Origin of the sequence: Shewanella avicenniae, from assembly GCF_017354945.1 — a bacterium.
Classification (GTDB): domain Bacteria; phylum Pseudomonadota; class Gammaproteobacteria; order Enterobacterales; family Shewanellaceae; genus Shewanella; species Shewanella avicenniae.
The window spans coordinates 3,115,821-3,138,954 of sequence record NZ_CP071503.1 but is presented as its reverse complement, the minus strand read 5'-3'; the positions used below and the strand labels follow the sequence as shown (position 1 = coordinate 3,138,954).

Below are 23,134 nucleotides of genomic sequence, written 5' to 3'. Positions count from 1 at the left end.
CAAAAAACCGCCACTCATCCTAAGTAGTCGCGGGTTGTTTGTATGCTCATCATGCAGGCATGGCCGACGCAGCGGGCGGTTGACGCGGCAATTTTCCCTCGTCGAGATATCCAACATCTTCTTTCGTTCACAGTCTTTCGCTTAGAGTCTTACTTACTAGGCAAATTGCCGACGCAAAGCGGCAAACTGTTATCTTGCTAAAAGTTTGCATCTTTTAATTACGACAAGTATTGCAAATGAAAACTGTTATCATTAGCATTGAATCCGATTTTTGTAATCGCTTGTTGAGCGACGATGTCAGGGAGCAAAGACTCGTGCCAAAGGCTTACATTTTATAAGCACTCGCCGCTGTGTCGCTCAAGAAGGAGTGGGGTTGAACATGCTTGGCTGAGGCTTATGTTGGAGTTTCGCCCATGTCCGTACTCGGCGCTTTTCGTCTTACCGCGTTAACCATTGCGGTTACTGCTGCAATCTCTGCCAATGCTGCTGAAACCAATACTGCAGCAATCAATGCCTCAACTGACCCATCAGCAAATAACAACATTGAACATATTGAAGTCAGCCATCTGCGTCAGCCATTTCGTGGTGATGTGCCGCTAAATGCGCAGCCACAAGCGGTTGAAGTGCTGTCTCTTGAACGGTTATCCGACGCTGGTATCGCCAGTTTTATGGATGCATTAGATATGTCGGCCGCCGTGAGTCGCCAAAACAATTTTGGTGGTGTGTGGGATAGCTTTGCGGTGCGTGGCTTTATTGGCGATGAAAACGTTCCGTCGGGCTATTTGGTCAATGGCTATAATGCTGGCCGCGGTTTTGGTGGCACGCGTGATACCTCCAACATTGAAAGCATAGAAGTGATGAAAGGCCCAGGCTCTGCGCTCTATGGTCGCTCAGAACCCGGTGGCACCATCAATATCATCACTAAAAAGCCGCAGTTTGATACCCAAGGTTATCTGCAAGCATCGGTTGGCCGCTGGGATAACTACCGCGTGGAAGGCGATGTTACTGGTGCGCTGTCAGACACAGTGGCTGCAAGAATTAACGGGGCTTATGAAGATAAAGGCAGCTTCCGTACCCCAATCGATTCAACCAAAACTGTATTAACTCCATCGCTATTGTGGTTGGTCAATGAGCAAACACGCCTAAGTTATGAGTTAGAATATGTAGATCAGCAAGCGCCGTTCGATCGCGGGGTGGTGGCGATTGATGGTGATCCATCGGCACTGCCTGTCACCCGCTTCCTCGGCGAAGAGAGCGATGGTGCCAACGACATCAAGGTGCTCGGGCATCAACTGTCTGTCGAACACGATTTTGGTGATTGGAGCCTGCTTGGTGGCTTGGCCTATCGCGATACCTCGCTGAAAGGTTTTTCGAGCGATCCAGAATTGGTTCGTGGGCGTCAGCTGTTATTCACCGATGGTGAAACCCTAAGCCGTCAGCACAGCTATCGCGATTTTTCCGCGACGGATTTCTCTGGGCGACTAGAGCTCTCTGGCAGTGTTGAGCTGGCCAATATGCAGCACCACATACTTATTGGCGTGGATGGCTATCATTTTGACTTTGATAAATATTGGCTGCGTTATCGCCCATCTGCGGGGGATAGCCGTTACAGCATCAATGTGTTCACCCCAGAATATGGCCAAGTTGCCCCTGAGATGGCGCTACTCAATGACCAGACTGAAACCCAAGACAACTATGGGATCTATCTGCAAGACCAAGTTGATCTGAGTGATAGCTGGAAGATGCTGTTGGGCGGCCGCTTTGATAGTTTTGAGCAGCAGATTGATAAGCACAATACTCAGACCACTAGCAAGCAAGAGCAGAATGTGTTCAGCCCGCGCGCTGGCCTAGTGTACCAATGGTCAGACGCGGTCACCTTTTACACCAGCTATGCGGAAGGCTTTCGCTCGAATACTGGCGCTGATTACCAAGGTGTTGCATTTGAGCCGGAAGAAAGTAAATCCTACGAAATTGGCACCAAGTTTGAGTTTGAGCGTGTGAGCGGCTCAATCGCGTTATTCAAAGCGGAAAAGAGCAATGTGCTCACGGCTGATCCAGTGAACTCAGGCTATTCGGCTGCCTTGGGTAAAGCAGAAAGTGATGGCGTAGAAGTCGAACTATCGGCGTTTGTTACCGAGGCGACGCAATTATGGTTGTCATATGCTTACACTGATGCACACACCGCAAACGATGTGATCAACGCAGATTGGGGCGTTAATATTCCAAGTGGCAGCCGTCTTATCAATATTCCTAAGCACAGTGCTAACCTGACATTGAAGCACTATACGTCGCTGTTTGGCCACGAAACCTCTGTGGGCGGCAGTGTTAAATATGTCGGCGAACGTTTGGGCGAAACCATTGATCCTGACTATGTGTTGCCGGATTACACCTTGGTGAACCTGTTTGCCAACTATGAAGTGAATCAACAGCTGTCGCTGCAGTTCAATGTGACCAACCTGTTTGATGAAACCTATTATCCAAGTTCATATTCAGCAATTTGGACCATGCCGGGTGAACCACGCAGCTACAAACTGAGCGTGAAATACAGCTTCTAATGGTGCACTGCATTGCAAAATAGCTAAAAAGAACGCCAGCAGATGCTGGCGTTCTTGTGTTAATCCGAGAGGCTCGAGCTTAGTCTTTAATTTTGCCCGGCAGCATAGATTGCAGGCTTTTATCTTTGTCGATGAAGTAGTGTTTCAACGCAAAGAAGACGTGGCCAGCAATAATCACTAATAAGCCGTAGGTCAGAATTTCGTGGATTTCAGCGAAAATCGCCTGCAACTCCGCATTTTTATCAACCAAAGGTGGCAAGGTGAACAGGCCAGCGACCGGAATTGGATAACCTGCCGCAGAGCTAAATGCCCAACCAGAAATAGGGACCAACACCATCAGCAGATACAGCAAGTGATGGCCGCCGTGCGCCGCTTTTTGCATAAATTGGCTCATACCGACTAATTCTGGTGGACGGTGGGTCGCACGCCAAAGAATACGCAGCACAATCAAGAAGATGCTAACGGTGGCAATTTCTTTGTGCAAAGTAATCATTTCGCCTTTTGCAGCATCATGGGCGGCATCAATGCCATAGCTCATGAATAACGCCGCATAAGCACCAATCGCCATCGCGACCAAAATTACAGCAGCCATTGTCCAGTGCAGCAGTTTGGCAATACTGGTATAAGAACGTTGAGTTGTCATGGAGTTACATCCTGTATAAATAAACTGCCGCTATGATAACCAGTTGTACTAAAGTGGAATAGCTGAATTTTTTGAAGCTACAGGTTAAATTTTTCGATTATATCAGCGAGCTGAGATTTAGCCCTTGCTGCAATAGCGGCACACAGGGTGCCATTTTCGAACAATAGTCAGTCAGCATCATGGTGCTAACGCTAGGATTGACGGGCTAATTCAGTCACAATAACCCCACACTCATTCAGCTGTTACTGTTCATGGATCAACTCAACGCTTTATTTGTCTGGTACCCATTTTTTGGTTTACCCACTGCCATTGTCGGATTTCTGATTTGGTGGCGTTATCAAAGTCGTGCCCAATTATATGTTTGGGATTGGGGGCAGTTGTTTCTGCCGTTCTTCGTTTGGGCGTTGATGTCGGCCATTGATATGCGCGGCAAGTCTCTCGCAAATCTGGTGGAGTTAGGTTATCTCAGTGCTATTACCATAGTGGTGATGCTGGTGCGGGTGCGAATGGCATTAACTACACCCAATAACGGCAACAACATCAGTAAAATGGCGATGTTAGTTTCTGCGGTGGCCGGGTTGGCGCTGTGGGGTATCGTGCCGCCAATGGCGGAGTAGGACGTTAATTATGCAGATTTGGGTGGATGCTGATGCTTGTCCGGTAGTGATAAAAGAGGTGTTGTTTCGTGCCGCGGAGCGTTGCCAAATACAGGTGACCTTGGTGGCTAATCAATCCCTTCGAGTACCAAAGTCTAAATTTATCAGTACCCTGCAAGTAATGAAGGGCTTTGATGTCGCGGATAATGAGATTGTGGCTCGCGCTCAAGCGGGTGACTTGGTGATTACCAGTGATATTCCGCTTGCGGCCGATGTGCTGGCCAAAGGCGCTTTGGCGTTAACCCCGCGAGGTGAGCAATACACTGATGACAACATTAAGTCGCGGCTGACGATGCGTGACTTTATGGATACCCTGCGTGCCAGCGGGATTGAATCCGGCGGGCCACCAGCGCTAAGCCAAGCGGATCGGCAAGCCTTTGCCAATAAACTTGATACCATTTTGGCGCGTTATGCGCGGCAAAATTGCTAGTTTATTGTTCAGATATCACCTACGACAGCGCGACGTTTAGCCGCGTTGTCATATTTCGAAACGGTTAATTTTTTGTATAAATTTTGCAGTTGTGGAATGGTGTAGCCTCACACTAACAATGCTCGTTATTGTTTGTCCCGCTAACCTACAATTGCAGCTTATTATTAATGAAATTATCCCATTCACTTCTGCTGACTTGTGGCGCTGCCACACTGATGGCGAGCGCACTCTTTTCGGCCAAGGCATCAGCGCAAACCGCTGAACAACTGCAAGCCAGTATCGATTTACGTAAAAACTGGCAGGGCCTGACCCGCGACATCGCTTTTCCGGCTTCTTGGGTGCCAGATACTCACCAGTTTTACTACCGCAAAACCGTGGCAGGAGGCTTTGCCTTTATCAAAGAAAATGCCGACAGCGGCGAGCAGCAAGCCGCATTTGATCAAGCATTGATTGCAAAAGGGTTATCACTCGCGATGGCGGAGCCGATCACCGCGCTGCAACTGCCATTTGATAATTTTTGGTATGACACTGACGGCATTAGCTTTTATCTGCATTATGAACCGTGGCATTGCAGCCTTAGCGAGCCTCAATGTGCCGCGATTGAGAGTAATACGCGCCCGATAGCCGATGGTGAAGTACGTGATCTGCGGGTGCCCGCCGCCAACCCATTGCGGCCATCGCCTAATGGGCAACTGCAGGCACATATTGTCGATAATAATGTGGAACTGCTCGATAAGCAGGGCAAGCGTATCCTGTTAAGCCAAGACGGCACTGAGGGACATTTTTACGATGCTGAATCGCTGCAATGGTCGCCAGATTCTCGGTATCTGTTAGCACTCAAAGTGGTGCCGGGCTACCCGCGTTATGTCACCCGTATACAGTCATCGCCGCAAGATCAATTGCAACCTAAAACCATCGAACAGCTGTATCCCAAGCCTGGCGATATAATCGATGTGGAGCAGCCGGTGCTGTTTGACAGACAGACCGGGCAGCAATGGCCGATTGACCGCGCATCGTTTGCCAATGGTTACTTGCTAGAAAACGTGCATTGGCGCGCTGATAGCCAAAGCTTTGCGTTTATTTATACCGAGCGCGGCCATCAACGCAGTAAGTTGATTGAGGTGAGTGTTAAAAACGCTCAACCGCGTACGGTGGTCGATGAGCAAACCAACACCTTTATTGATCAATGGGGCGGCAGTTATGCGCACGAGGTCAATGGGTTAGGCAAAGAGATTATCTGGTTGTCGGAGCGTGATGGTTGGGCGCAGCTGTATCTCATGGATGGAGCGACAGGCAAGATCAAACATAAGATCACCCAAGGCGAATGGCCGGTGCGCCGTGTTGTGCATGTGGATGATAGCCAACGGCAAATCTGGTTTGCAGCCAGTGGCGTGAATAAGGGCGAAGACCCGTATTTTCTCCATTATTATCGCATCAACTTTGATGGTTCGGGCTTCACTGAACTCACCAAGGCGCCTGCCAATCATCATCTGAGTTTCTCCAGCGATAAGCAGTTTTTCGTTGATAACTATTCCCGCGTCGATCTGCCCAATATCATGACCCTCAACAAGGCTGATGGCAGCGTAGTTCGCACGGTTGCCAAAGGGAATATTGATTTGCTGAGCGCCGCCGGCTTTAAAGCGCCAGAAGTGTTTGTTGCCAAAGGCCGCGATGGCAACAGCGATATTTGGGGTTTAATCGTTAAGCCACAAAACTTCGACCCGAACCAGCGTTATCCGGTCATCGAGAATATCTACGCTGGCCCGCACGATAGCTTTGTACCGAAAGATTTTTGGCCGTTTGGTTATCACTCCGGCGGCGACAAGGTGATTGGCATGCAAGCCTTGGCCAACCTTGGCTTTATCGTGGTGCAGATGGATGGCATGGGCACCAAGAATCGCTCCAAAGCGTTTCACGATGTGGCATGGAAAAACCTTAGTGACTCAGGTTTCCCCGATCGCATTTTGTGGCACCAAGCCGCGGCGAAAAAGTACCCTTGGTACAACATTGACAACGGTGTGGGCATTTACGGTGCTTCGGCGGGGGGCCAAAGTACCTTGAGTGCGCTGCTGTTCCATGCTGATTTTTATCGAGTCGGGGTTGCTTACGCCGGCTGTTACGACAACCGCATGGACAAGATGAGTTGGAACGAACAATGGATGGGCTGGCCAGTGGATGATAGCTATCTGCGCGCATCATCCGTTGTGAATGCCGCCAAGTTGCAGGGCGAGTTGCTGATTATCTACGGCGAGCAAGACAGCAATGTTGACCCATCATCGTCGTTACGGCTGGTGGATGCGTTAATCAATGCGGATAAAGACTTTGACTTGCTAGCGGTGCCCGGTGGTGAGCACAGCGTGGGGCGTTCGACTGGGCCGATTGATTATGTGCAGCGGCGTCAATTTATGTTTTTTATCAAACATCTGCAGCAAGCTACTACGCCAAATTGGAATACGCAGCACTAACGTAATTTGTTGAATTCCTTAATGAAAACGTCGCATTTTTGCGGCGTTTTTTTGTGCCCTGTAGTGCTGCTCAGCAACTAAAATCCGCGCAGTACTCTCAATTCCACCCAAGTTTAATTGTATTACTAATGGTGTTTGGGTCATCATAGTCCACTGGTGGGCTAGGTTGTTTCCGATGCAATAGCACAGGCTTTTCCAGCGGAAACATGACACGCGTTAATACAAGGAATCATGATGAACATCAGTAGAATCAAACTGGCACTGATGCTGTTTGTGAGCAGTTGGCTCATGGCTTGCGCTTATCAGCAAGGATTGACAGTGACTCCGCCGGCAGCAAACGTCACTACCCAAATCCAAATGTTGAGTGGCACAGGCAGTGACGACGCCGTTGAGTGGGATTTTTACTGCAGCAAAGGGCGCAACTGCGGCAAATGGAGCAAAATTGCCGTGCCATCCAACTGGGAGTTGCAAGGTTTTGGCGGCTACGATTACGGCCATGTGGTGGATAAACATGACGAGCAGGGCATCTATCGTCGCGAGTTTACCATTCCCGCTGACTGGCAGAATAAAACCATCAAAATCGTATTTGATGGGGTAATGACCGATACCACAGTGTTTGTGAACGGCCAGCAGGTGGGCGCCAAACACCAGGGGGGCTTTTATCGTTTCAGCTACGATATCACCCCATTTTTAAAGGCTAACCAGAGCAATGAGTTGAAAGTGGTGGTCGATAAAATCTCCGCCAATAAACATATTGAAGCGGCTGAACGTCAAGCCGATTACTGGGTGTTTGGTGGGATTTTCCGCCAAGTATTTTTGCAGGCTTTACCGCAAGCGCATATTGATTGGGTCAGTTTAGATGCTAAAGCCAGTGGCAAATTTACTCTTGATGCCTATCTTGAAGGCGCTAATTTGCCTGCTAACGCCTATGTTGAAGCTCGTATCCTCGACATGGCGGGCAACCCTGTGGGCAAGCCGTTTAGCTCAACCAGTGTCACCGAGAATAAAGCCCATTTAAGTGCACAAATTACAGCCCCGGCATTGTGGACCGCTGAAACGCCTAATTTGTATCAAGTGCGCTTACAGCTAAAAGCAGGCAATAACATTCTTCACAGTATCGACAAAACCTTTGGTTTTAGAACCTTTGAGGTGCGTCCTCACGATGGCTTGTATTTGAACGGCACTAGGATCACCCTCAAAGGCGTGAACCGCCACAGCTTCCGTCCAGAAACCGGCCGCACCCTGACGCAACAGATCAGTGTTGATGATATCAAGCTGATCAAAAGCATGAATATGAATGCGGTGCGTATGTCGCATTACCCACCGGATGTGCACTTTTTGGAAGCAGCCGATCGACTGGGTATCTATGTGATTGATGAGCTGACCACTTGGCAGCAACCTGTGTTGGATACCGAAACCGCACAGCGTTTAGTGGGTGAGTTGGTCCAACGTGATCAGATCCATCCCAGCATCTTGATGTGGGCGAACGGCAACGAAGGCGGCTGGAATAATGACGTTAATGACGATTACGCCAAGTATGATATTCAGCAACGGCCGGTGATCCATCCGTGGGAGCTGTTCCGTCATATCGATACTGACCACTATCCTACCTATGCAGAGCTATTGGCGAAAACCGAGCAGAATGAAATTCTGATGCCAACCGAGTTTTTACACGGCTTGTATGATGGTGGCCACGGCGCAGGCTTGCGTGACTTCTGGAACTACATCAGCAATGCGCCGTTTGGGGCTGGTGGTTTTCTGTGGGTGTTAGCTGATGAAGGGTTGGTACGTACTGATGATAACAACCGCATAGACACTGATGGTAACCACGCGCCAGATGGCATTGTGGGGCCGCATCATGAGTTGGAAGGCAGCTACTTCACCATTAAAGATATTTGGGCACCGATAAAGGTGGTTAATCTTGCCAACGGTAAAGCGCTTTCACCGCAATTCAATGGCTTACTGACTATTAAAAACCTCTATGACTTTATCGATTTGAGCGGCGCCCAAATGGAGTGGCGCTTGTATCAACCGGTCAGTGCTTTTGCTGGCGCGCCGAAGTTAGTCGCCAGCAAGCGTGTTGCATTACCAGCGATTAAGCCTCAGCAGATGGCGGCGGTTCAGTTGGGTTTACCAGCTGATTGGGCGCAGCAAGGGCGATTAGAGGTTGAGTTTATTAATGCCAAGCAGCAGTCGATTTGGACCAATACTTGGCCGATTCAATCCGCTGCTTCAATAGCCGCGCAAACGGCGAATGACTTTAGCCAGCGAGCTAAAGTAGCGGCGAGTGGCCAAGCTAAAGCGCCAACGATTACTCAGCACACCGCCCAGCTGTTGCAGGTGGAAGTAAGCGATAAACTGATCCGTTTTGATGCTAAAACAGGCTTGTTGCTGTCGTACCAAAAACAGGGGCAAACCGCAGCACTGAGCAATGGTCCGCTGTTACTGCGTTCGGATGATAGTGCGTTTGACAGCCGAAAAGGTGCGTGGCCGGTGCACGATTCAACCCGCGTTGATGCCAACACTGCGGTTAAAAAAGCGACTGAGCTGCAAACCACGCTTCAAAACGGTGATTTAGTGATTACCGTGGTGAATCCGCCCGCGGGGATCAGCAAGCTCATCTGGACCGTACATGCGGCGGGTTATCTGTCGATGGATCTCGATTATCAACTCGATGGCAAGTATGTGCTGCACGGCGTTGGGTTTGATTACCCTAAAGCTGCGATGCAACATAAACGCTGGTTGGGTGATGGGCCGTATCGTGTATGGGCTAACCGTTTAGAAGGGGTGAAATTTGCCACTTGGGAGAATGATTATAACGAAGGTGTTGCCGGTGAAAAGTGGCAATTCCCCGAGTTTAAGGGCTACTTCTCTGATATTTACTGGCTCACGTTTAGCGGTGACAACAGCTCGATCAGCTTCTCAACACCAACAAAAGATCTGTTTACTCGGGTGATGCAGCCTGATGACGGGGCGCTACCTGCCAATACGTTGTCGCTACATTATCCTGCGGCGATCAGTTTTTTGCATCGTATCAGCCCTATCGGCACTAAATTCCATCCAGCCAATGAGATGGGACCGCAGGGGGAGGCGATGCGCGAGTGGGGCGTACGCAACATCAAACTCGATATTTACTGAACCGGGTAATGGAAATCTTTTCATCTTGATTGATTAAAAATGCCGCCTTTGCGGCATTTTTTACATAAACCTGCTGCTGTAGCTTGGCGTTGCCACTGATGACATTAATTAGGGACTATCATTGATAAAGGAGCTGGTAAGCTGGTAGTGAGGTGATGAACATGGGGCGTTCGTTAACCATCGATTTACGGCAGATGATTTTGGCCATCGAAACCGCAGTATCCTTGGTGGGCATCAATGATACCAATCATGGGAAACGGGTAGGCTATATTGCCATCCAGATTGGCCGAGAATTAGGGCTGAGCGATAGCGATTTACAGTACGTGTTTGATTTAGGATTACTGCATGACTGTGGCGTGTCATCAGAGCAAACTCATAAAAATTTGGTGAATCACTTTGATTGGCAAGATGCGCATATCCATTGCGATATCGGTTATCACTTGCTGCAAGGGTTTGCGCCACTGGCTAAGTTTGCTGTACCTATCTTGTATCACCACACACCGTGGCCACAGCTGCAGCATCAATCCCTCAGTGACTACGACAAGCGCATGGCCAATCTTATTTTCTTGGCTGATCGCATCGATGTCTTTGCCGCAACCCACTACCATCGCGATATTCTGCTGGTGAAACACAAAATCTATAAAATGATTGCGGCGTACACTGAGGAGTATTTTGATCCCGAACTCGTCGCTGCATTTGAACAGGTGGCGCAATGTGAGTCATTTTGGATCTCATTGGAAGATCGGCATATCACTCGTTACAGCTGGAACATGGGGTTATTGGGCAGTCAGCAACTGCTTGCGCTGTCGCAGATTAAGCAGCTGTCGTTAATCATTTCCTATATCGTCGATCAAAAAAGCCCATTTACCGCGCAGCATTCGGTAAAGGTGGCGGAACTGGCGAAATTTCTTGCGCGTCAGTACGGTTTATCTGCGGCGCAGTGTGAAAAAATTGAGATTGCAGCGCTGTTACATGATGTCGGCAAACTGCATATTCCTGATCATATTCTCGATAAACCCGGGCCATTGAACCGCATTGAGCGTTCAGTTATGAATCGCCACAGCTATGAAACCTACGAGATTTTGCGCCAGATTGACGGGTTACAGGAAATTGCCCGCTGGGCAGCTTATCACCATGAAAGCGTTAATAGCGCCGGCTATCCATTTCACCCCAGTGAGCAAGATTTCAGTATTGAAGCGCGCATTATTGCGGTGGCTGATGTGTTTCAAGCGCTGGTGCAAGACCGGCCTTATCGCATTGGGATGGCGCCTGATGAGGTACTCAACATCATTACAGCATATGTCGAGCAAGGTAAACTCGATAGCGGCTTAGTCGCACTGGTACAGCAGCAACTTGATGAATGTTATCAAATCGCCAAAGGCTCGCTCGCCAGCCATAATCTCGCTTATTTAGCGCAGCTTATTCCTGAAACGTCATGCGCCTAAGTTTGCCCTATTAGCTCAACTGGCGGTTTCTTGAATTTGGGTGTCGCCCGTGCCCACAGTACAGTTGCGCCCCTGGTGTTTGGCGAGGTACAAGCGTTCATCCGCTTGTCGATAGAAAGCATCAAAGTCGTTGCCATCATCAGGCCACACGGCAATACCTATACTGACTGTAAAGTGCAGTGAGTGATTCAGATAGGGTACTGCATGATTTGCGATTTTCTGCCGAAGATTTTCGGCGTGCGTGATTGCAGAGCTCGCATCGCACTGTGGCAGTAACACACAAAACTCTTCACCACCCATACGAAAACACCAATCCTGGGTCAAGCAGGCTTGCCTGAGCATCAAGGCTAATTGGCGCAGCACTTGGTCACCCGCAATGTGGCCATACTGGTCATTTAAGCGCTTAAAGTAATCGATATCTAACAGCAGCATGGCGAATGATTCGCCATGCTGGTCATGTTGGAGCTGCAATTGTGAAAACGCATCTTCTAACTGTAAGCGGTTATAAATACCCGTCAGTGGGTCGCGCGCGGCGATATTACGCAGTTTCTTTAGCGCCATAATGCGGCGATATTCGCACACATGGCAGGTCGACCAGATGATGACATAACACATGGCGCCGTTGACGATGAGCGGCACATCCAGAGATTGATCGGCGAGGCGCATACTATTGCCTAGCACTGCCAACCCTAGTAGGCCAAATACGCCAGAAAGCACACCGCCAAAGGTTAAGCCGGTAAATAGTAAGCTCATCGGCGGCATTAACATCAGCCAATAAAAGCCGTCAGCGGCTAAGGCGCGCTGATGAATAGCGACCACAACAATGCTAAATACTGTGATGATCAGCGGCAGCATCCAACAGCGAATACATTTCACCTGTTTTAGCCGCATTAAGAAGACTAAGCAGTATATGCCGATAGCCGTTTCCGCCAGAATAAAACTGAGTTCCTTGCCGGAGGAGTAGTTGCTTAAGCTCAGCCCCAGCGCGATAGCAGCCATCACTGCCAGCATGATCCGCAGCAGTGAGCGACGATACTGATCCATGTCATCTGCCAATGCAGGATCTATTCGGTTGTAAGCCATTGATTAATCTGATGCTCCTTCATCATGATCGTGAGACTTCTCGTCTCTTGTTCTGGGTGCTGACAGCCACTTTCGGTTTCATTGAAGCGGTGCTCAATGTACACAGAACGCAAATTGCGACAAATTTTAGCCGATCTAGCATTTTTTATCATAAAACTGCCTACGCTTAATTGCGATGAATAAAAAATAAACATCGACCAGCAGGGAGCATTATGGATATCGATCATCTTTTTATTTTATGTAGCCCCGGAGCTCCAGAAGCAGACGTACTGGACGCCTTTGGCCTAAAGGAGTGCGCTCCAAGAGATCATCAAGGACAGGGCACAGCGAATCGGCGCTTCTTTTTCGGCAATATCTATCTTGAACTCTTGTATGTGGTGGATGAGATGCAGTTGCAGGCTGATATCAATCTCGTCACTCGTCTACCGCAACGGTTTGATCCGCATAACAGCTTAATCTGCCCCTTTGGGGTCTGTTATTCCTCCTTGCCGAATAGCAATATCGCCTTGGTCGATTACCGCCCGAAATATCTCCCAGATGGCTATCAGCTGATGCTGGCGGCCGATAACCCACTGACAGAGCCTATGTGGTTTTTTCTGTTTAACAAGAACGGCGAAGCGGTTAACGCCGCTGACACTTATCAAACTCAGCAACTGTTAGATGCACATGGGCTTAATCAGCTCACTAGCGTGATTATCAGTATGGTGGAGGGCTGTGTTCGCTCCACTGCCGCCAAAGCCATGGAGCAACAGAGTTGCATCTCGCTAGTCACAGGATTAACACCGCTTATGGAACTGATATTTGATGACGGTTTGCAGGGGCGCAGCCAAGATTTTCGGCCAGCATTGCCATTAGTTATCAATTGGTAAACCGCTAAAACCAGTGGGATTTCAGAGAAAATAGGGTCAGTGGCAATCCCGCCACTGCAAGCCGGATCAGATGTGTTTATGTGCCGCGTTGATGGCGTATTGTTTTGGCGTCACACCAAAGTGTTGCTGAAAACGGCGAGAGAAATGCGCGGCGTTGACAAAGCCAGCGCTTAAAAATGCTTGGGTGACGCTTTGCCCTTGTTCTAACAGCTGTTTCGCGCGATGAAGTCGTTGTTGCTGAATGTATTCCATCGGGCTGCAGCCCGCTAACGCGGCAAATTGTTGGTAAAGTTTGCTGCGGCTCATACAGGCCACTTTACACAAATCTTCCACCTCAATGGCGTGATGCAGTTTGTTATCGATATAACTCAGCACCGCCGTTAGCGCATTTTGTTCAGGATCTTGTTCAGCCAGTTGCATCAAAGCTTGGTGACCGTACTGTCTGGCCATGCGCGATAGCAGTTCATCCGCACCGAAATTTAGCACCAAATCGCGGTCATGATCGCCCATCATAAAGGCCTCGGCGATGCGCAGCAGCAGATGCTGAGTAGCGGAAGAATGAGTGATATGCAGGTGATGGTCGGAAATATTGCACCAGCTGTTGAGCTGAATATCTGCATGTTGTCGCGCCAATTTATCGCGCGCTTCGATGATTCGTGCCGGACTAAATGACAGTGTCAGACAGGTAGTAGGCATGGCTGCAGACGCTTCTGGAAAGTCGATAAATACTTTATCACCCGGTGACATCACAAAGGATTCATTAGGCAAAAAAGCGGCGTCGTAGCCGTATTCACCATGCAGCACTTTTTTACCGCTGAGCATGGCGCAATAAAGCACTTGATCCGCATCGAGCTGTACCCGTTCGGCTTCTTCATAGGTGTCATAGATCGCTAAGTCTAACCCATGAGATTCATACAAGGTCCGGTTTTCCACCAGTTGTCGCACTTCGCGGTGGGCCTTGTGTAGCGGTTGCAACAGTGACTCTGCAATAGACATCTTCACTCCTTTTTCAAGGTTTTTAGTATGTTACTTGCTACTCTTCATCTGCTTATTTGTTGTGTTTCTTAATTAGTATAACGAACTGGACGCTCAGCAAACTAAAAAGGACAAATAGCGAAGTCATGAATGTTATTAAAGTCTAATCTTTATGTGACAAGACGCACAATACCACTAAAAGATAAGAGGTCATGCACATGATTTATGCCAATCCTGGGGAATTGGGATCCGTTGTAACCTTTAAGTCTCAATACCAAAACTACATTGGTGGCCGCTGGGTAGAACCTGTTTCTGGCCGTTATTTCGATAATATCTCACCTGTTAACGGTGAAGTTTTCTGTCAAGTTCCGCTCTCAAATGAAGCCGATATCGAGTTGGCGTTAGATGCGGCGCACGCAGCTGCAGATGCTTGGGGAAGCACCTCGGTGGCTGAGCGCAGCAACATTTTGCTGCGCATTGCAGATCGCATCGAGCAAAACTTAGAAATGTTGGCGGTTGCAGAAACTTGGGATAACGGTAAAGCCGTGCGTGAAACGCTGGCGGCCGATATCCCATTGATGGTGGATCATTTCCGCTACTTTGCCGGCTGTATTCGTGCTCAAGAAGGCACCGCCGCTGAAATCGATAGCACTACGGTGGCCTATCATTTCCATGAACCGCTGGGGGTTGTTGGGCAGATCATTCCGTGGAACTTCCCACTGTTGATGGCTGCATGGAAACTGGCGCCGGCGTTAGCGGCTGGTAACTGTGTGGTGATGAAGCCAGCGGAGCAAACACCAGCATCGATTCTGGTGTTGATGGAAGTGATTGGCGATCTACTGCCAGATGGTGTGGTGAACATTGTTAACGGTATCGGCGAAGAAGCAGGTCAAGCGCTGGCCACCAGCAAACGCATCGCTAAATTGGCCTTTACTGGCTCAACGCCGGTTGGACAACATATTTTGCGCTGTGCGGCAGACTTGTTGATCCCAAGTACCGTTGAGCTCGGCGGTAAGTCACCGAACATCTACTTTGAAGATGTAATGCAGTTTGAAGATGACTACCTGAGCAAATGTGTTGAAGGCACTGTGCTGGCATTCTTCAACCAAGGTGAAGTTTGTACTTGCCCATCGCGTGCACTTATTCAAGAGAGCATCTATCCTGAATTTATTAAGCAGGTAGTTGCGCGCGCTGAGCGCATCATTCGCGGTAATCCGCTCGATACGGATACCCAAGTGGGTGCGCAAGCCTCTATGGAACAGTTTGAGCGCATTATGAATTATCTGGAAATTGGCCGTAATGAAGGGGTGAATTTCCTGACCGGTGGTGGCGTGGCGCAAATGCCGAATGCGGCATTGAACAAAGGCTTCTACATTCAGCCTACCTTGATGTTTGGCCACAATAAGATGCGCGTATTCCAAGAGGAAATCTTTGGCCCAGTGGTTGGTGTAACCACTTTTAAAGATGAAGCAGAAGCGTTAGCAATCGCCAACGATACTGAATTTGGTTTAGGGGCAGGGGTTTGGACTCGTGATATGAACCGTGCTTATCGCATGGGGCGCGGGATCAAAGCCGGACGTGTATGGACCAACTGCTATCACGCATATCCAGCACATGCTGCCTTTGGTGGTTATAAGAAGTCGGGTATCGGTCGCGAGACTCACAAAGTGGCACTGGAACACTATCAGCAAACCAAGAACTTGCTGGTCAGTTACGGTACTAGCCCTCTCGGCTTCTTCTAGTTTTTCTGCCGAGTCCCATAGGCTCGTGGGGCGATGGCAGAAGCACAAACCGGCGGACATCCCCCGCCGGTTTTTTTCGTTGTAGAGCTTTTAGTTGTATTGCTAAGAAAAACAATGAGCTCAACTGAACCATCAACGTTTACTGTGTCAGCTCGGGCGCAATATCACTGCCGCCTAAGGCCAGATACAAGGTTGATTGCGCAGTAAGTTGATTGTAGCGGTTTTGCAGCAGTGATGCTTCTGCATTACGCAGTGTTTCTTGCGCCGTTAACCAATCTTGAATGCTCACAGCTCCGTTACGATATTGGCTGGCGTAGATTTTCTCTGCCGCTGCCGCCGCATCATATTGCTGTTGCAACTTCTCACCCTGATAAGCGTACTGCTGCCGTGCGGAGATGGCGTTATCTACGTCTTCAAAGGCTTTATATAGGGTTTGCCGATAGCTAATGATGGCCGATTGATAGGTTAAGTCAGCGATATCATTGTTGATATTCATCTGCCGCCATTGCAAAAACGGCAGGGTTAACCTTGCACCAATGCTACCAATGGGATTGCGCAGTAACTCTTTCAGTTCCTCGGAAGAATCACCCACTGCACCAGTGAGGCTCAGGCTTGGAAAGTATTGCGCAAAGGTGGCATCTTTGGCAGCCAGTGACGCGCGTAACTGATACAGCGCAGATTTCACATCCGGGCGGCGCACCAATATATCGGCTGGCACTCCAGCGCCAATGTTGGGCACTTGGCCTTCAGGCAGTTTGTCGATGGCAATCGGAAACTCTGCCGGTGGCCGGTCAAACAAAATTGCCATGGCATTTTGCGCTTCAACCAACTGTTGTACCAATTGGCTATGGTTGGCTTCTTGGCCGGCTAAACTGCGCTGCGCTTCCAATACGTTAAGTTGCGAAACCGCCCCATTAGCATATTGTTGCTGCGTTAATGCCAAGGTTTGTTTGGCGTAATCGATACTGTTTTGGCTTAGTTGGATCCGCTGCTTTAGGTAGCCAATCTGCCAATAGAGTGATGCCGTGGTGGCCACTAAGCTTTGTGCTGTGCTTTCGCGGTCTTCAAGACTCGCCATTGCTGACCATTGGGCTTGATCGATATTGGCTGACACTCTGCCCCATAAATCCACTTCATAGCTGACTGACAATTCGGCGCTATAACTGGTGCTGCTGTCGCCACCATCTAGCGGCTTGCTTTTGCTGGCGCTGAGTGTGGATGACAGTTGCGGCCATAAATCATCGCGGCTCAAGCCTGCTTGTAAGCGCGCCCGCTTGAGCGTCAGAGTGGCTAACGCCAGGTCGCTGTTGTGACTAAGCACATCGTTGATCAGCGTGTTTAGTTCAGGGTTGTTAAAAGAGTGCCACCAAGGATCGAGCCTGACTTCAGTCGCCAGCTGAGCTTGCTGCCAACTGGCGGGAATTTGTAACGCTGGTGGTTGATATTCGCTGCGGGTGAGCGCCCCACAGCCGCTCAGCAAACTGCTGCAAACGGCGATGGCGGCCAAATGATATCGAATATTGTACTGTTTCATCATGAAATTACTCTCTGGCCAAAGCATCAACAGGGTCAAGGCGAGCGGCATTGCGCGCAGGCAAGAAGCCAAATAGCACCCCAATTAAAGTTGAGCAGGCAAACGCGGCAATAATGGAATTGGTGGAGTAGATCATCTGGAAATTACTGCTGGCAGATGAGAAACCAAAGCCAATCAAAAATGACAGACTGATCCCTAAAATCCCGCCGCAGAGACACACCAAGATTGCCTCGATTAAGAACTGCCGCAAGATATCGCCTTGGCGAGCGCCCACTGCCATCCGTACCCCGATTTCGCGTGTGCGTTCGGTGACCGACACCAACATGATGTTCATCACGCCGATACCGCCCACCACCAACGAGATCACCGCAATAGCGGAAATCAACAGCGTCATCGTCGCGGTGGTTTTCTCAATATTTTGCCGAATGGTATCGGTGTTGATGGTGAAGAAGTCTTCGGTGCCATGACGCATCTTCAGCAAGCTGATAATCCCTTGCTCAGCGGCGGCGCTCGGCGCGTCTTGGTCAATCCGTACAGAGATGCTGCCAAGATAATGCTGCCCCATCATGCGACCGCCAACGGTGGTAAACGGCACCCAAACGGTGAGCGCGTCGTTATTTCCAAAGGCGCTTTGCTTCTTCTCGGTGACCCCAATAATCCGCACCGGCAAACTGCCGAGGAAAATCACCGCACCAATCGGGTTGCTGTCGGGAAACAGCTCGCGTTTGGTGTTGTCGTCGATCACCGCTTCTTGCGCCAGTGAATCTACGCTTTGTTCATCCCAATATTGACCAGCGGCCAACTCATAACCGCGTACGCGGAAAAAGTCTGGGCCGACACCACTGACCGAGGCGCTTTTTGCTTGGTTGCCATAGCGAATGGTGACGCTGGTATTAATAGATGGCGTAACGCTGTCCACAAATGGCAAGTTTTTCAGTGCTTCAGCGTCACTGGCGGTTAAGGTGCGAATACGGCCTGAACGTCGATCACCAAAGCCACTGCCGGGGCGAACATCAATGGTGTTGGTGCCCATTGAGCTGATGTTTTGCAAAATTTGCCGTTGTGAGCCTTCACCGAGCGCCACGACTGAGACCACCGAGGCGATACCAATAATGATGCCGAGCATGGTGAGAAAGGTACGCAAACGGTGCGAGGTCATCGCCAGCAACGCCATCTTCAGCGCTTCTGAAAAGTTATCCCAATGCGCCAATAGATTACGAGGTTTGGCGCTGTGGTTTGGAATGGTCTTGGGTTGAGGCGATGGCTTATTGCGCCGATCGGCAAAAATCACCCCATCTTTGATTTCGATAATGCGGTCGGAGTATTGCGCGACTTGCATATCGTGGGTCACGATAATGATGGTGTGACCATCTTGATGAAGCTCTTGTAGCAAGCGCATCATCTCTTCACCGCTGTGGCTGTCGAGTGCGCCGGTCGGTTCGTCGGCCAGAATCACATCGCCGCCATTCATCAGCGCCCGCGCCACACTCACCCGCTGTTGTTGCCCACCACTTAACTGGCTAGGTTTGTGGTCAAGCCGGTCACCTAAACCTAAGCGTGTTAACAGTTGCTCAGCGCGCACATGACGTTGCTCGCGGGCTTTGCCTGCATAAATTGCCGGTACTTCGGCATTGCCAACGGCGGTTAAATCACCGAGCAGATGATAGCGTTGAAAGATAAAGCCAAAGTATTCGCGACGTAGTTCAGCCAGCTCATCGGCTTCCATCTTCGAGGTATCTTGGCCGTTGATAAAATAGGTGCCCTCAGACGGCTTATCGAGGCAGCCTAAAATATTCATCAAGGTGGATTTGCCGGAACCAGATTGACCAACAATTGCCACCATCTCACCACGCTCAATGGTGAGATTGATATCGTGCAGTACCGTCAGTTGCTGCTCGCCCGCAGGAAATGAGCGATACACACCACTGACTTCGAGTAAGGGTTTGCTCATAAATTACAGTCTCACTGAACGGCCAAAGCGGCTAGAGTAGCTGGTGGCTGATGGCATACCGATCACCACTTCATCGCCATCGTTAAGCCCTGACACAATCTCGGCGTACACCTTGTTATTGATGCCCACTTGCACATCGCGATATTCAACTTTGCCATCGACTAACACCGGCACTTGATATTGTTTGGCGCCTTTGCCATCCGCTTTGGCCATTTTGGCCTTAGCCTCTGGCTTACCAGCTGCCGCGGCTTTATTTGGACCGCCTGCTTTGGCGGTTTGCAGCACTTGTGCCGGCACCAGCAGTACATCTTTGGCTTGGGCTAACACAATAGAAACCTGTGCGGTCATGCCAATGCGCAGCGCTCGGTCTGCGTTATCTACATCAAACAGACCGTTATAGTAGATGGCATCAGAATCGCTGGAGGTCATGTCTTTGTCGTTACCATCCATTGAGGTTGGTCCCGGCTCGATAGCGCGCAGCGTAGCAAAGTATTTTTTATTGGGGTTGCCCAAAATGGTGAAATACACCTCTTGGCCGGGTTTCACGTTAACTACGTCGGCTTCAGAGATCTGCGCCTTCACGGTCATCTTGCTCAGCTGTGCCATCTCCACGATGGTTGGCGTGGTTTGATTGGAGTTGACGGTTTGACCCACTTCCACCGCGTTATACACCACAGTGCCGTCCAACGGGGCGGTGATGGTGGTGTAGCCTAAATCAACGCGCGCGTTGTCTAACTGGATTTCGGCTTGCGCCTGTTGCGCTTTTAACTGTTCTAATTCCGCGTTGTACACGGTTAAGGTTGCTTCAGCGGCTTCATAATCTGCTTTAGAACTGGCGTTATCGGCCAGCATCGCTTTCTGACGGGCGTATTCCAATTGTGCTTGGTGGATCTGCGCCAACTTAGCGCGATACTGCGCTTTGATGCTGTTCAACGAGGCTTCGGCATTTTTCAGGCTGTTCTGGCGGGTTAAACTATCGATTTGCGCGATCAAATCGCCTTTTTTCACTTCTTGGCCTAATTCGACAGCCAAGGTTTTGATCTGACCCGATACCTGTGCCCCCACGTTAACCAACTTATAGGCTTGCAGCATGCCGTTGGCTAATACGGTGTTTTCGATATTACCCCGATGCGCTGCTTCAGTAGCGTAAGTAGGTGCTGGTTTAGGACGCGTCACGTAATAAACAGTAATCGCCAGCGCAATTACCACTAGCACAGCAACGAAGATCAGCTTGCGTTTCAACGATTTTTTCATGTTTGCAGAATTCCCTGAACGTCCAGTAGGCGCGACTGCGGACTGGTTCCAAATGATTGAAAAATTCACTTTCGGCAGTATATCGACTTTGCTGTCAACGCCGAGCGCGAAAGTGTAAGGATTTAGTAAAGATTCCTAAATCAACGTATAAATCGGCTATAAATCATGTGGATAGAAATAACTGCTTAAAATTTGTTTACCTTTTGACACAATTTTCAACAGTTAAATGGCTCACAAGCGCTTTCGCTCCAGTTGTCATCTGACTGTCATTACTCCGTCTTAAACTTGCGCTAACTCGTGCCACGGCCGACGCTGGTTTCCCTCGCCGTCACGCCGTGTTTCCTACTTATAAAGGGTAAACGACATGGCGATTGGGCGTCTTATTCCAGCAACTATGCAACGACGGTTGCGTCGATTGATTATTCGGTTATCCATTACTCAGAAAGTGATGTTGGGCTTTTCCCTGCTGGCGCTGTTACTGCTGCTTGGCAGTGGGGTCAATCTATTATCCAGCGAACGCGTCAAACAACAGCTGCAGTTAATGACCGATGTTGCCACGCCGTTGGTGCTGCAAACTAACCAACTCGGCAAAGTGCTGCTTAATGGCGATAGGCAGTTAAAAACCTTGCCCAGCCTTGAAGATAAACAGGTGGCTATTATCACCTTGGATAGCTTTGCTGAGTCTCAGCGATTATTTAACGAAGCGTTAGCTGAGCTGAAGCAGCTCGCAGGGGATAACCAAGAATTACAATCGCTGATTTCACCGTTTGATAGCTTTGATGATGATTACTTTTCCCAAGGTAAAATGTTAGCCGAGCAGCAGCTTACCTTGTTGGCGGCGCAGGCTGAATTGACGGAGCTGCGCCAAGGTTGGAATCAAGCTGCAACTGAATTATCCCTCGCAGGCACCGATATCTCATTACTGCAGCAAAGTGTGGCCGCAGTTATGAGTGCCGTCGATCAATTTGATATGAGTCGCGCTCAGCAACAACTGGATGACGTTAAGGGAAATGTCATTGACGCATTGGCGACTGAGGTTCAACCGAGTTTGCGCCAACTGCTGGGACAATTAACGACGGCGAAATTGGCCGCCTTAGATGCGAAGCAACAACGCACTGAGTTAGTCGATATGACCGGTGGCACCATCGATTATGCGATTGCGATTTTGGGCGCTGTAGATCAAGCCGCGCATAGCTCAGTTACCGATAGTGCTGAACATGTCTACCAAGCACTGCAAACCGGCTTTTGGCTGACACTGGCAATTTTAGCGGTGTCATTGCCGTTGGCGCTGATCGTTAGCATGAACATCTACTTAGCGATTAAACGCCCACTGAAAGCCTTATTGCGCGTTCAAGCAGCCGCAGTTGCCGGAGACTTAACCGAGGATGTGCGTTATCAAAGCCATAACGAGTTTGGTTTACTCGCGAACAGTACCAACGCACTATTGAACCATATTCGGCAGATGTTGCAGCAGTTTCAGGCTGGTGCGCTACAACTCACCGAAGTGGCCGAACAAACGCGTACTCGGTCGCAACAAACCCACCAAGCCTTAGATGAGCAGCGCCAGCAAACCTTGCAGGTGAATGTGGCTATGGTACAGCTCGGTAAGGCGGTGGAAGAGGTGGCGCAGTCCGCTGCGTTATCGCTAGAAAGTGTATTAGCCATGAGTTCGGCGGTGAATCATGGTCGCGAGCAAGTGGATATCAGTACTCAGGGCATTGAAACCTTGGCCGAGTCGTTAAAGGAGGCTAGTGATTCAATCAAGGCCGTGGATAGCTCGTCGCGAGAAATCGGCGGCGTGCTTGATGTCATCCAAGGGGTTGCCGATCAAACCAATCTGTTGTCATTAAACGCCGCGATTGAAGCGGCGCGAGCGGGCGAACATGGGCGTGGTTTTGCGGTGGTTGCCAGTGAAGTGCGCGCCTTAGCGCAGCAAACGTCAGAATCGGCCAACACCATCAAGCAGATTATTCAGCAGTTGCAGCAAGGCGCCGACGCTACTGTAGGGTTAATGGTGCATTGTCAAAGCGCCATGGCACAAGGATTACAGCAAAGCGCCATCACAGCTGCCTGCATGAATGATATTCAGCGTTTGATTGCGGAAGTGAGTCAAAACAGCGAGCAGATTGCCAGTGCGGCGGCGCAGCAGCAAACGAGCTGCGAACATATTGGCGCCAATATTGGTCAGATTGCTGATATCACTGAAGAAAGCTATCAAGGGGTGAGCGCTTTTGCCAATTCTACTGAGCAGCTAGAGCAGCTAATTTGGGCGCAACAGCAGTTAGTGCAGCGCTTTCAAGCGTAATTATCATTCGTTCGATTTACTCGGTGAGATGGCGCGGCGTAAAATGTGCCATCTAACTATCTGCCCACACTTGGGTATTTGAGTCACTC

The 23,134-nt window shown here is 49.6% G+C and carries 15 protein-coding genes; 9 read left to right on the top strand and 6 right to left on the bottom strand.

Translation table 11 applies throughout. The features are described 5' to 3' along the window. The first annotated feature begins 413 nt into the window (after positions 1-413). On the top strand, positions 414-2,555 hold the full coding sequence (locus JYB87_RS13910) for a TonB-dependent siderophore receptor (protein WP_207354071.1): 2,142 nt from the start codon (positions 414-416) through the stop codon (positions 2,553-2,555). A gap of 79 nt (positions 2,556-2,634) precedes the next feature. Here JYB87_RS13910 and JYB87_RS13905 read toward each other — a convergent pair whose 3' ends face one another. Beyond that, entirely contained in the window at positions 2,635-3,198 is a 564-nt protein-coding gene (locus JYB87_RS13905; RefSeq protein ID WP_207354070.1) for a cytochrome b, read from the bottom strand. A gap of 251 nt (positions 3,199-3,449) precedes the next feature. Here JYB87_RS13905 and JYB87_RS13900 point away from each other — a divergent pair, with 251 nt between their 5' ends. From JYB87_RS13900 to JYB87_RS13880, 5 genes are all read left to right on the top strand, one after another. Next, complete coding sequence (locus JYB87_RS13900) at positions 3,450-3,815, top strand: hypothetical protein (protein WP_207354069.1); 366 nt, start codon at positions 3,450-3,452, stop codon at positions 3,813-3,815. Between the two features lie 10 nt (positions 3,816-3,825). Beyond that, positions 3,826-4,284, top strand: a complete 459-nt coding sequence (locus JYB87_RS13895; RefSeq protein ID WP_207354068.1) for a YaiI/YqxD family protein — start codon at positions 3,826-3,828, stop codon at positions 4,282-4,284. A gap of 167 nt (positions 4,285-4,451) precedes the next feature. Beyond that, positions 4,452-6,749, top strand: coding sequence for a DPP IV N-terminal domain-containing protein (locus tag JYB87_RS13890; protein WP_207354067.1), 2,298 nt, complete (start codon positions 4,452-4,454; stop codon positions 6,747-6,749). A 234-nt stretch (positions 6,750-6,983) separates the two neighbouring features. After that, a complete protein-coding gene (locus tag JYB87_RS13885) occupies positions 6,984-9,887 on the top strand; it encodes a glycoside hydrolase family 2 protein (RefSeq protein ID WP_207354066.1) in 2,904 nt (967 codons plus the stop codon). Positions 9,888-10,048: 161 nt separating this feature from the next. Beyond that, a complete protein-coding gene (locus JYB87_RS13880) occupies positions 10,049-11,332 on the top strand; it encodes an HD-GYP domain-containing protein (RefSeq protein WP_228729874.1) in 1,284 nt (427 codons plus the stop codon). A gap of 15 nt (positions 11,333-11,347) precedes the next feature. On the opposite strand, the gene JYB87_RS13875 is transcribed toward JYB87_RS13880, so the two are convergent. Further along, entirely contained in the window at positions 11,348-12,415 is a 1,068-nt protein-coding gene (locus JYB87_RS13875; RefSeq protein WP_207354064.1) for a GGDEF domain-containing protein, read from the bottom strand. A 212-nt stretch (positions 12,416-12,627) separates the two neighbouring features. Here JYB87_RS13875 and JYB87_RS13870 point away from each other — a divergent pair, with 212 nt between their 5' ends. Next, positions 12,628-13,284: a VOC family protein gene (locus JYB87_RS13870; protein ID WP_207354063.1), complete on the top strand. Its 657-nt coding sequence runs from the start codon at positions 12,628-12,630 to the stop codon at positions 13,282-13,284. 66 nt (positions 13,285-13,350) lie between these two features. Here JYB87_RS13870 and JYB87_RS13865 read toward each other — a convergent pair whose 3' ends face one another. Continuing rightward, on the bottom strand, positions 13,351-14,280 hold the full coding sequence (locus JYB87_RS13865; protein ID WP_207354062.1) for a helix-turn-helix domain-containing protein: 930 nt from the start codon (positions 14,278-14,280) through the stop codon (positions 13,351-13,353). A gap of 197 nt (positions 14,281-14,477) precedes the next feature. On the opposite strand from JYB87_RS13865, the gene exaC reads away from it, so the two are divergent. Then, entirely contained in the window at positions 14,478-16,001 is a 1,524-nt protein-coding gene (gene exaC / locus JYB87_RS13860; RefSeq protein WP_207356712.1) for an acetaldehyde dehydrogenase ExaC, read from the top strand. Between the two features lie 139 nt (positions 16,002-16,140). Here exaC and JYB87_RS13855 read toward each other — a convergent pair whose 3' ends face one another. Genes JYB87_RS13855 through JYB87_RS13845 form a run of 3 tightly spaced genes read right to left on the bottom strand, consistent with a single transcriptional unit; the run spans position 16,141 to position 20,740 of the window. Continuing rightward, positions 16,141-17,538: an efflux transporter outer membrane subunit gene (locus tag JYB87_RS13855; RefSeq protein WP_207354061.1), complete on the bottom strand. Its 1,398-nt coding sequence runs from the start codon at positions 17,536-17,538 to the stop codon at positions 16,141-16,143. Between the two features lie 4 nt (positions 17,539-17,542). Continuing rightward, entirely contained in the window at positions 17,543-19,486 is a 1,944-nt protein-coding gene (locus JYB87_RS13850; protein WP_207354060.1) for a MacB family efflux pump subunit, read from the bottom strand. Positions 19,487-19,489: 3 nt separating this feature from the next. Next, a complete protein-coding gene (locus tag JYB87_RS13845) occupies positions 19,490-20,740 on the bottom strand; it encodes an efflux RND transporter periplasmic adaptor subunit (RefSeq protein ID WP_207354059.1) in 1,251 nt (416 codons plus the stop codon). A gap of 364 nt (positions 20,741-21,104) precedes the next feature. Here JYB87_RS13845 and JYB87_RS13840 point away from each other — a divergent pair, with 364 nt between their 5' ends. After that, positions 21,105-23,045, top strand: coding sequence for a methyl-accepting chemotaxis protein (locus JYB87_RS13840; protein ID WP_207354058.1), 1,941 nt, complete (start codon positions 21,105-21,107; stop codon positions 23,043-23,045). Positions 23,046-23,134 lie beyond the last annotated feature (89 nt).

What these genes read in the sequence shown, in the direction of transcription:
- JYB87_RS13910 (WP_207354071.1), top strand. Translation starts at nt 414, where the DNA reads ATGTCCGTACTCGGCGCTTTTCGTCTTACCGCGTTAACCATTGCGGTT.
- JYB87_RS13905 (WP_207354070.1), bottom strand. Translation starts at nt 3,198, where the DNA reads ATGACAACTCAACGTTCTTATACCAGTATTGCCAAACTGCTGCACTGG.
- JYB87_RS13900 (WP_207354069.1), top strand. Translation starts at nt 3,450, where the DNA reads ATGGATCAACTCAACGCTTTATTTGTCTGGTACCCATTTTTTGGTTTA.
- JYB87_RS13895 (WP_207354068.1), top strand. Translation starts at nt 3,826, where the DNA reads ATGCAGATTTGGGTGGATGCTGATGCTTGTCCGGTAGTGATAAAAGAG.
- JYB87_RS13890 (WP_207354067.1), top strand. Translation starts at nt 4,452, where the DNA reads ATGAAATTATCCCATTCACTTCTGCTGACTTGTGGCGCTGCCACACTG.
- JYB87_RS13885 (WP_207354066.1), top strand. Translation starts at nt 6,984, where the DNA reads ATGAACATCAGTAGAATCAAACTGGCACTGATGCTGTTTGTGAGCAGT.
- JYB87_RS13880 (WP_228729874.1), top strand. Translation starts at nt 10,049, where the DNA reads ATGGGGCGTTCGTTAACCATCGATTTACGGCAGATGATTTTGGCCATC.
- JYB87_RS13875 (WP_207354064.1), bottom strand. Translation starts at nt 12,415, where the DNA reads ATGGCTTACAACCGAATAGATCCTGCATTGGCAGATGACATGGATCAG.
- JYB87_RS13870 (WP_207354063.1), top strand. Translation starts at nt 12,628, where the DNA reads ATGGATATCGATCATCTTTTTATTTTATGTAGCCCCGGAGCTCCAGAA.
- JYB87_RS13865 (WP_207354062.1), bottom strand. Translation starts at nt 14,280, where the DNA reads ATGTCTATTGCAGAGTCACTGTTGCAACCGCTACACAAGGCCCACCGC.
- exaC (WP_207356712.1), top strand. Translation starts at nt 14,478, where the DNA reads ATGATTTATGCCAATCCTGGGGAATTGGGATCCGTTGTAACCTTTAAG.
- JYB87_RS13855 (WP_207354061.1), bottom strand. Translation starts at nt 17,538, where the DNA reads ATGATGAAACAGTACAATATTCGATATCATTTGGCCGCCATCGCCGTT.
- JYB87_RS13850 (WP_207354060.1), bottom strand. Translation starts at nt 19,486, where the DNA reads ATGAGCAAACCCTTACTCGAAGTCAGTGGTGTGTATCGCTCATTTCCT.
- JYB87_RS13845 (WP_207354059.1), bottom strand. Translation starts at nt 20,740, where the DNA reads ATGAAAAAATCGTTGAAACGCAAGCTGATCTTCGTTGCTGTGCTAGTG.
- JYB87_RS13840 (WP_207354058.1), top strand. Translation starts at nt 21,105, where the DNA reads ATGGCGATTGGGCGTCTTATTCCAGCAACTATGCAACGACGGTTGCGT.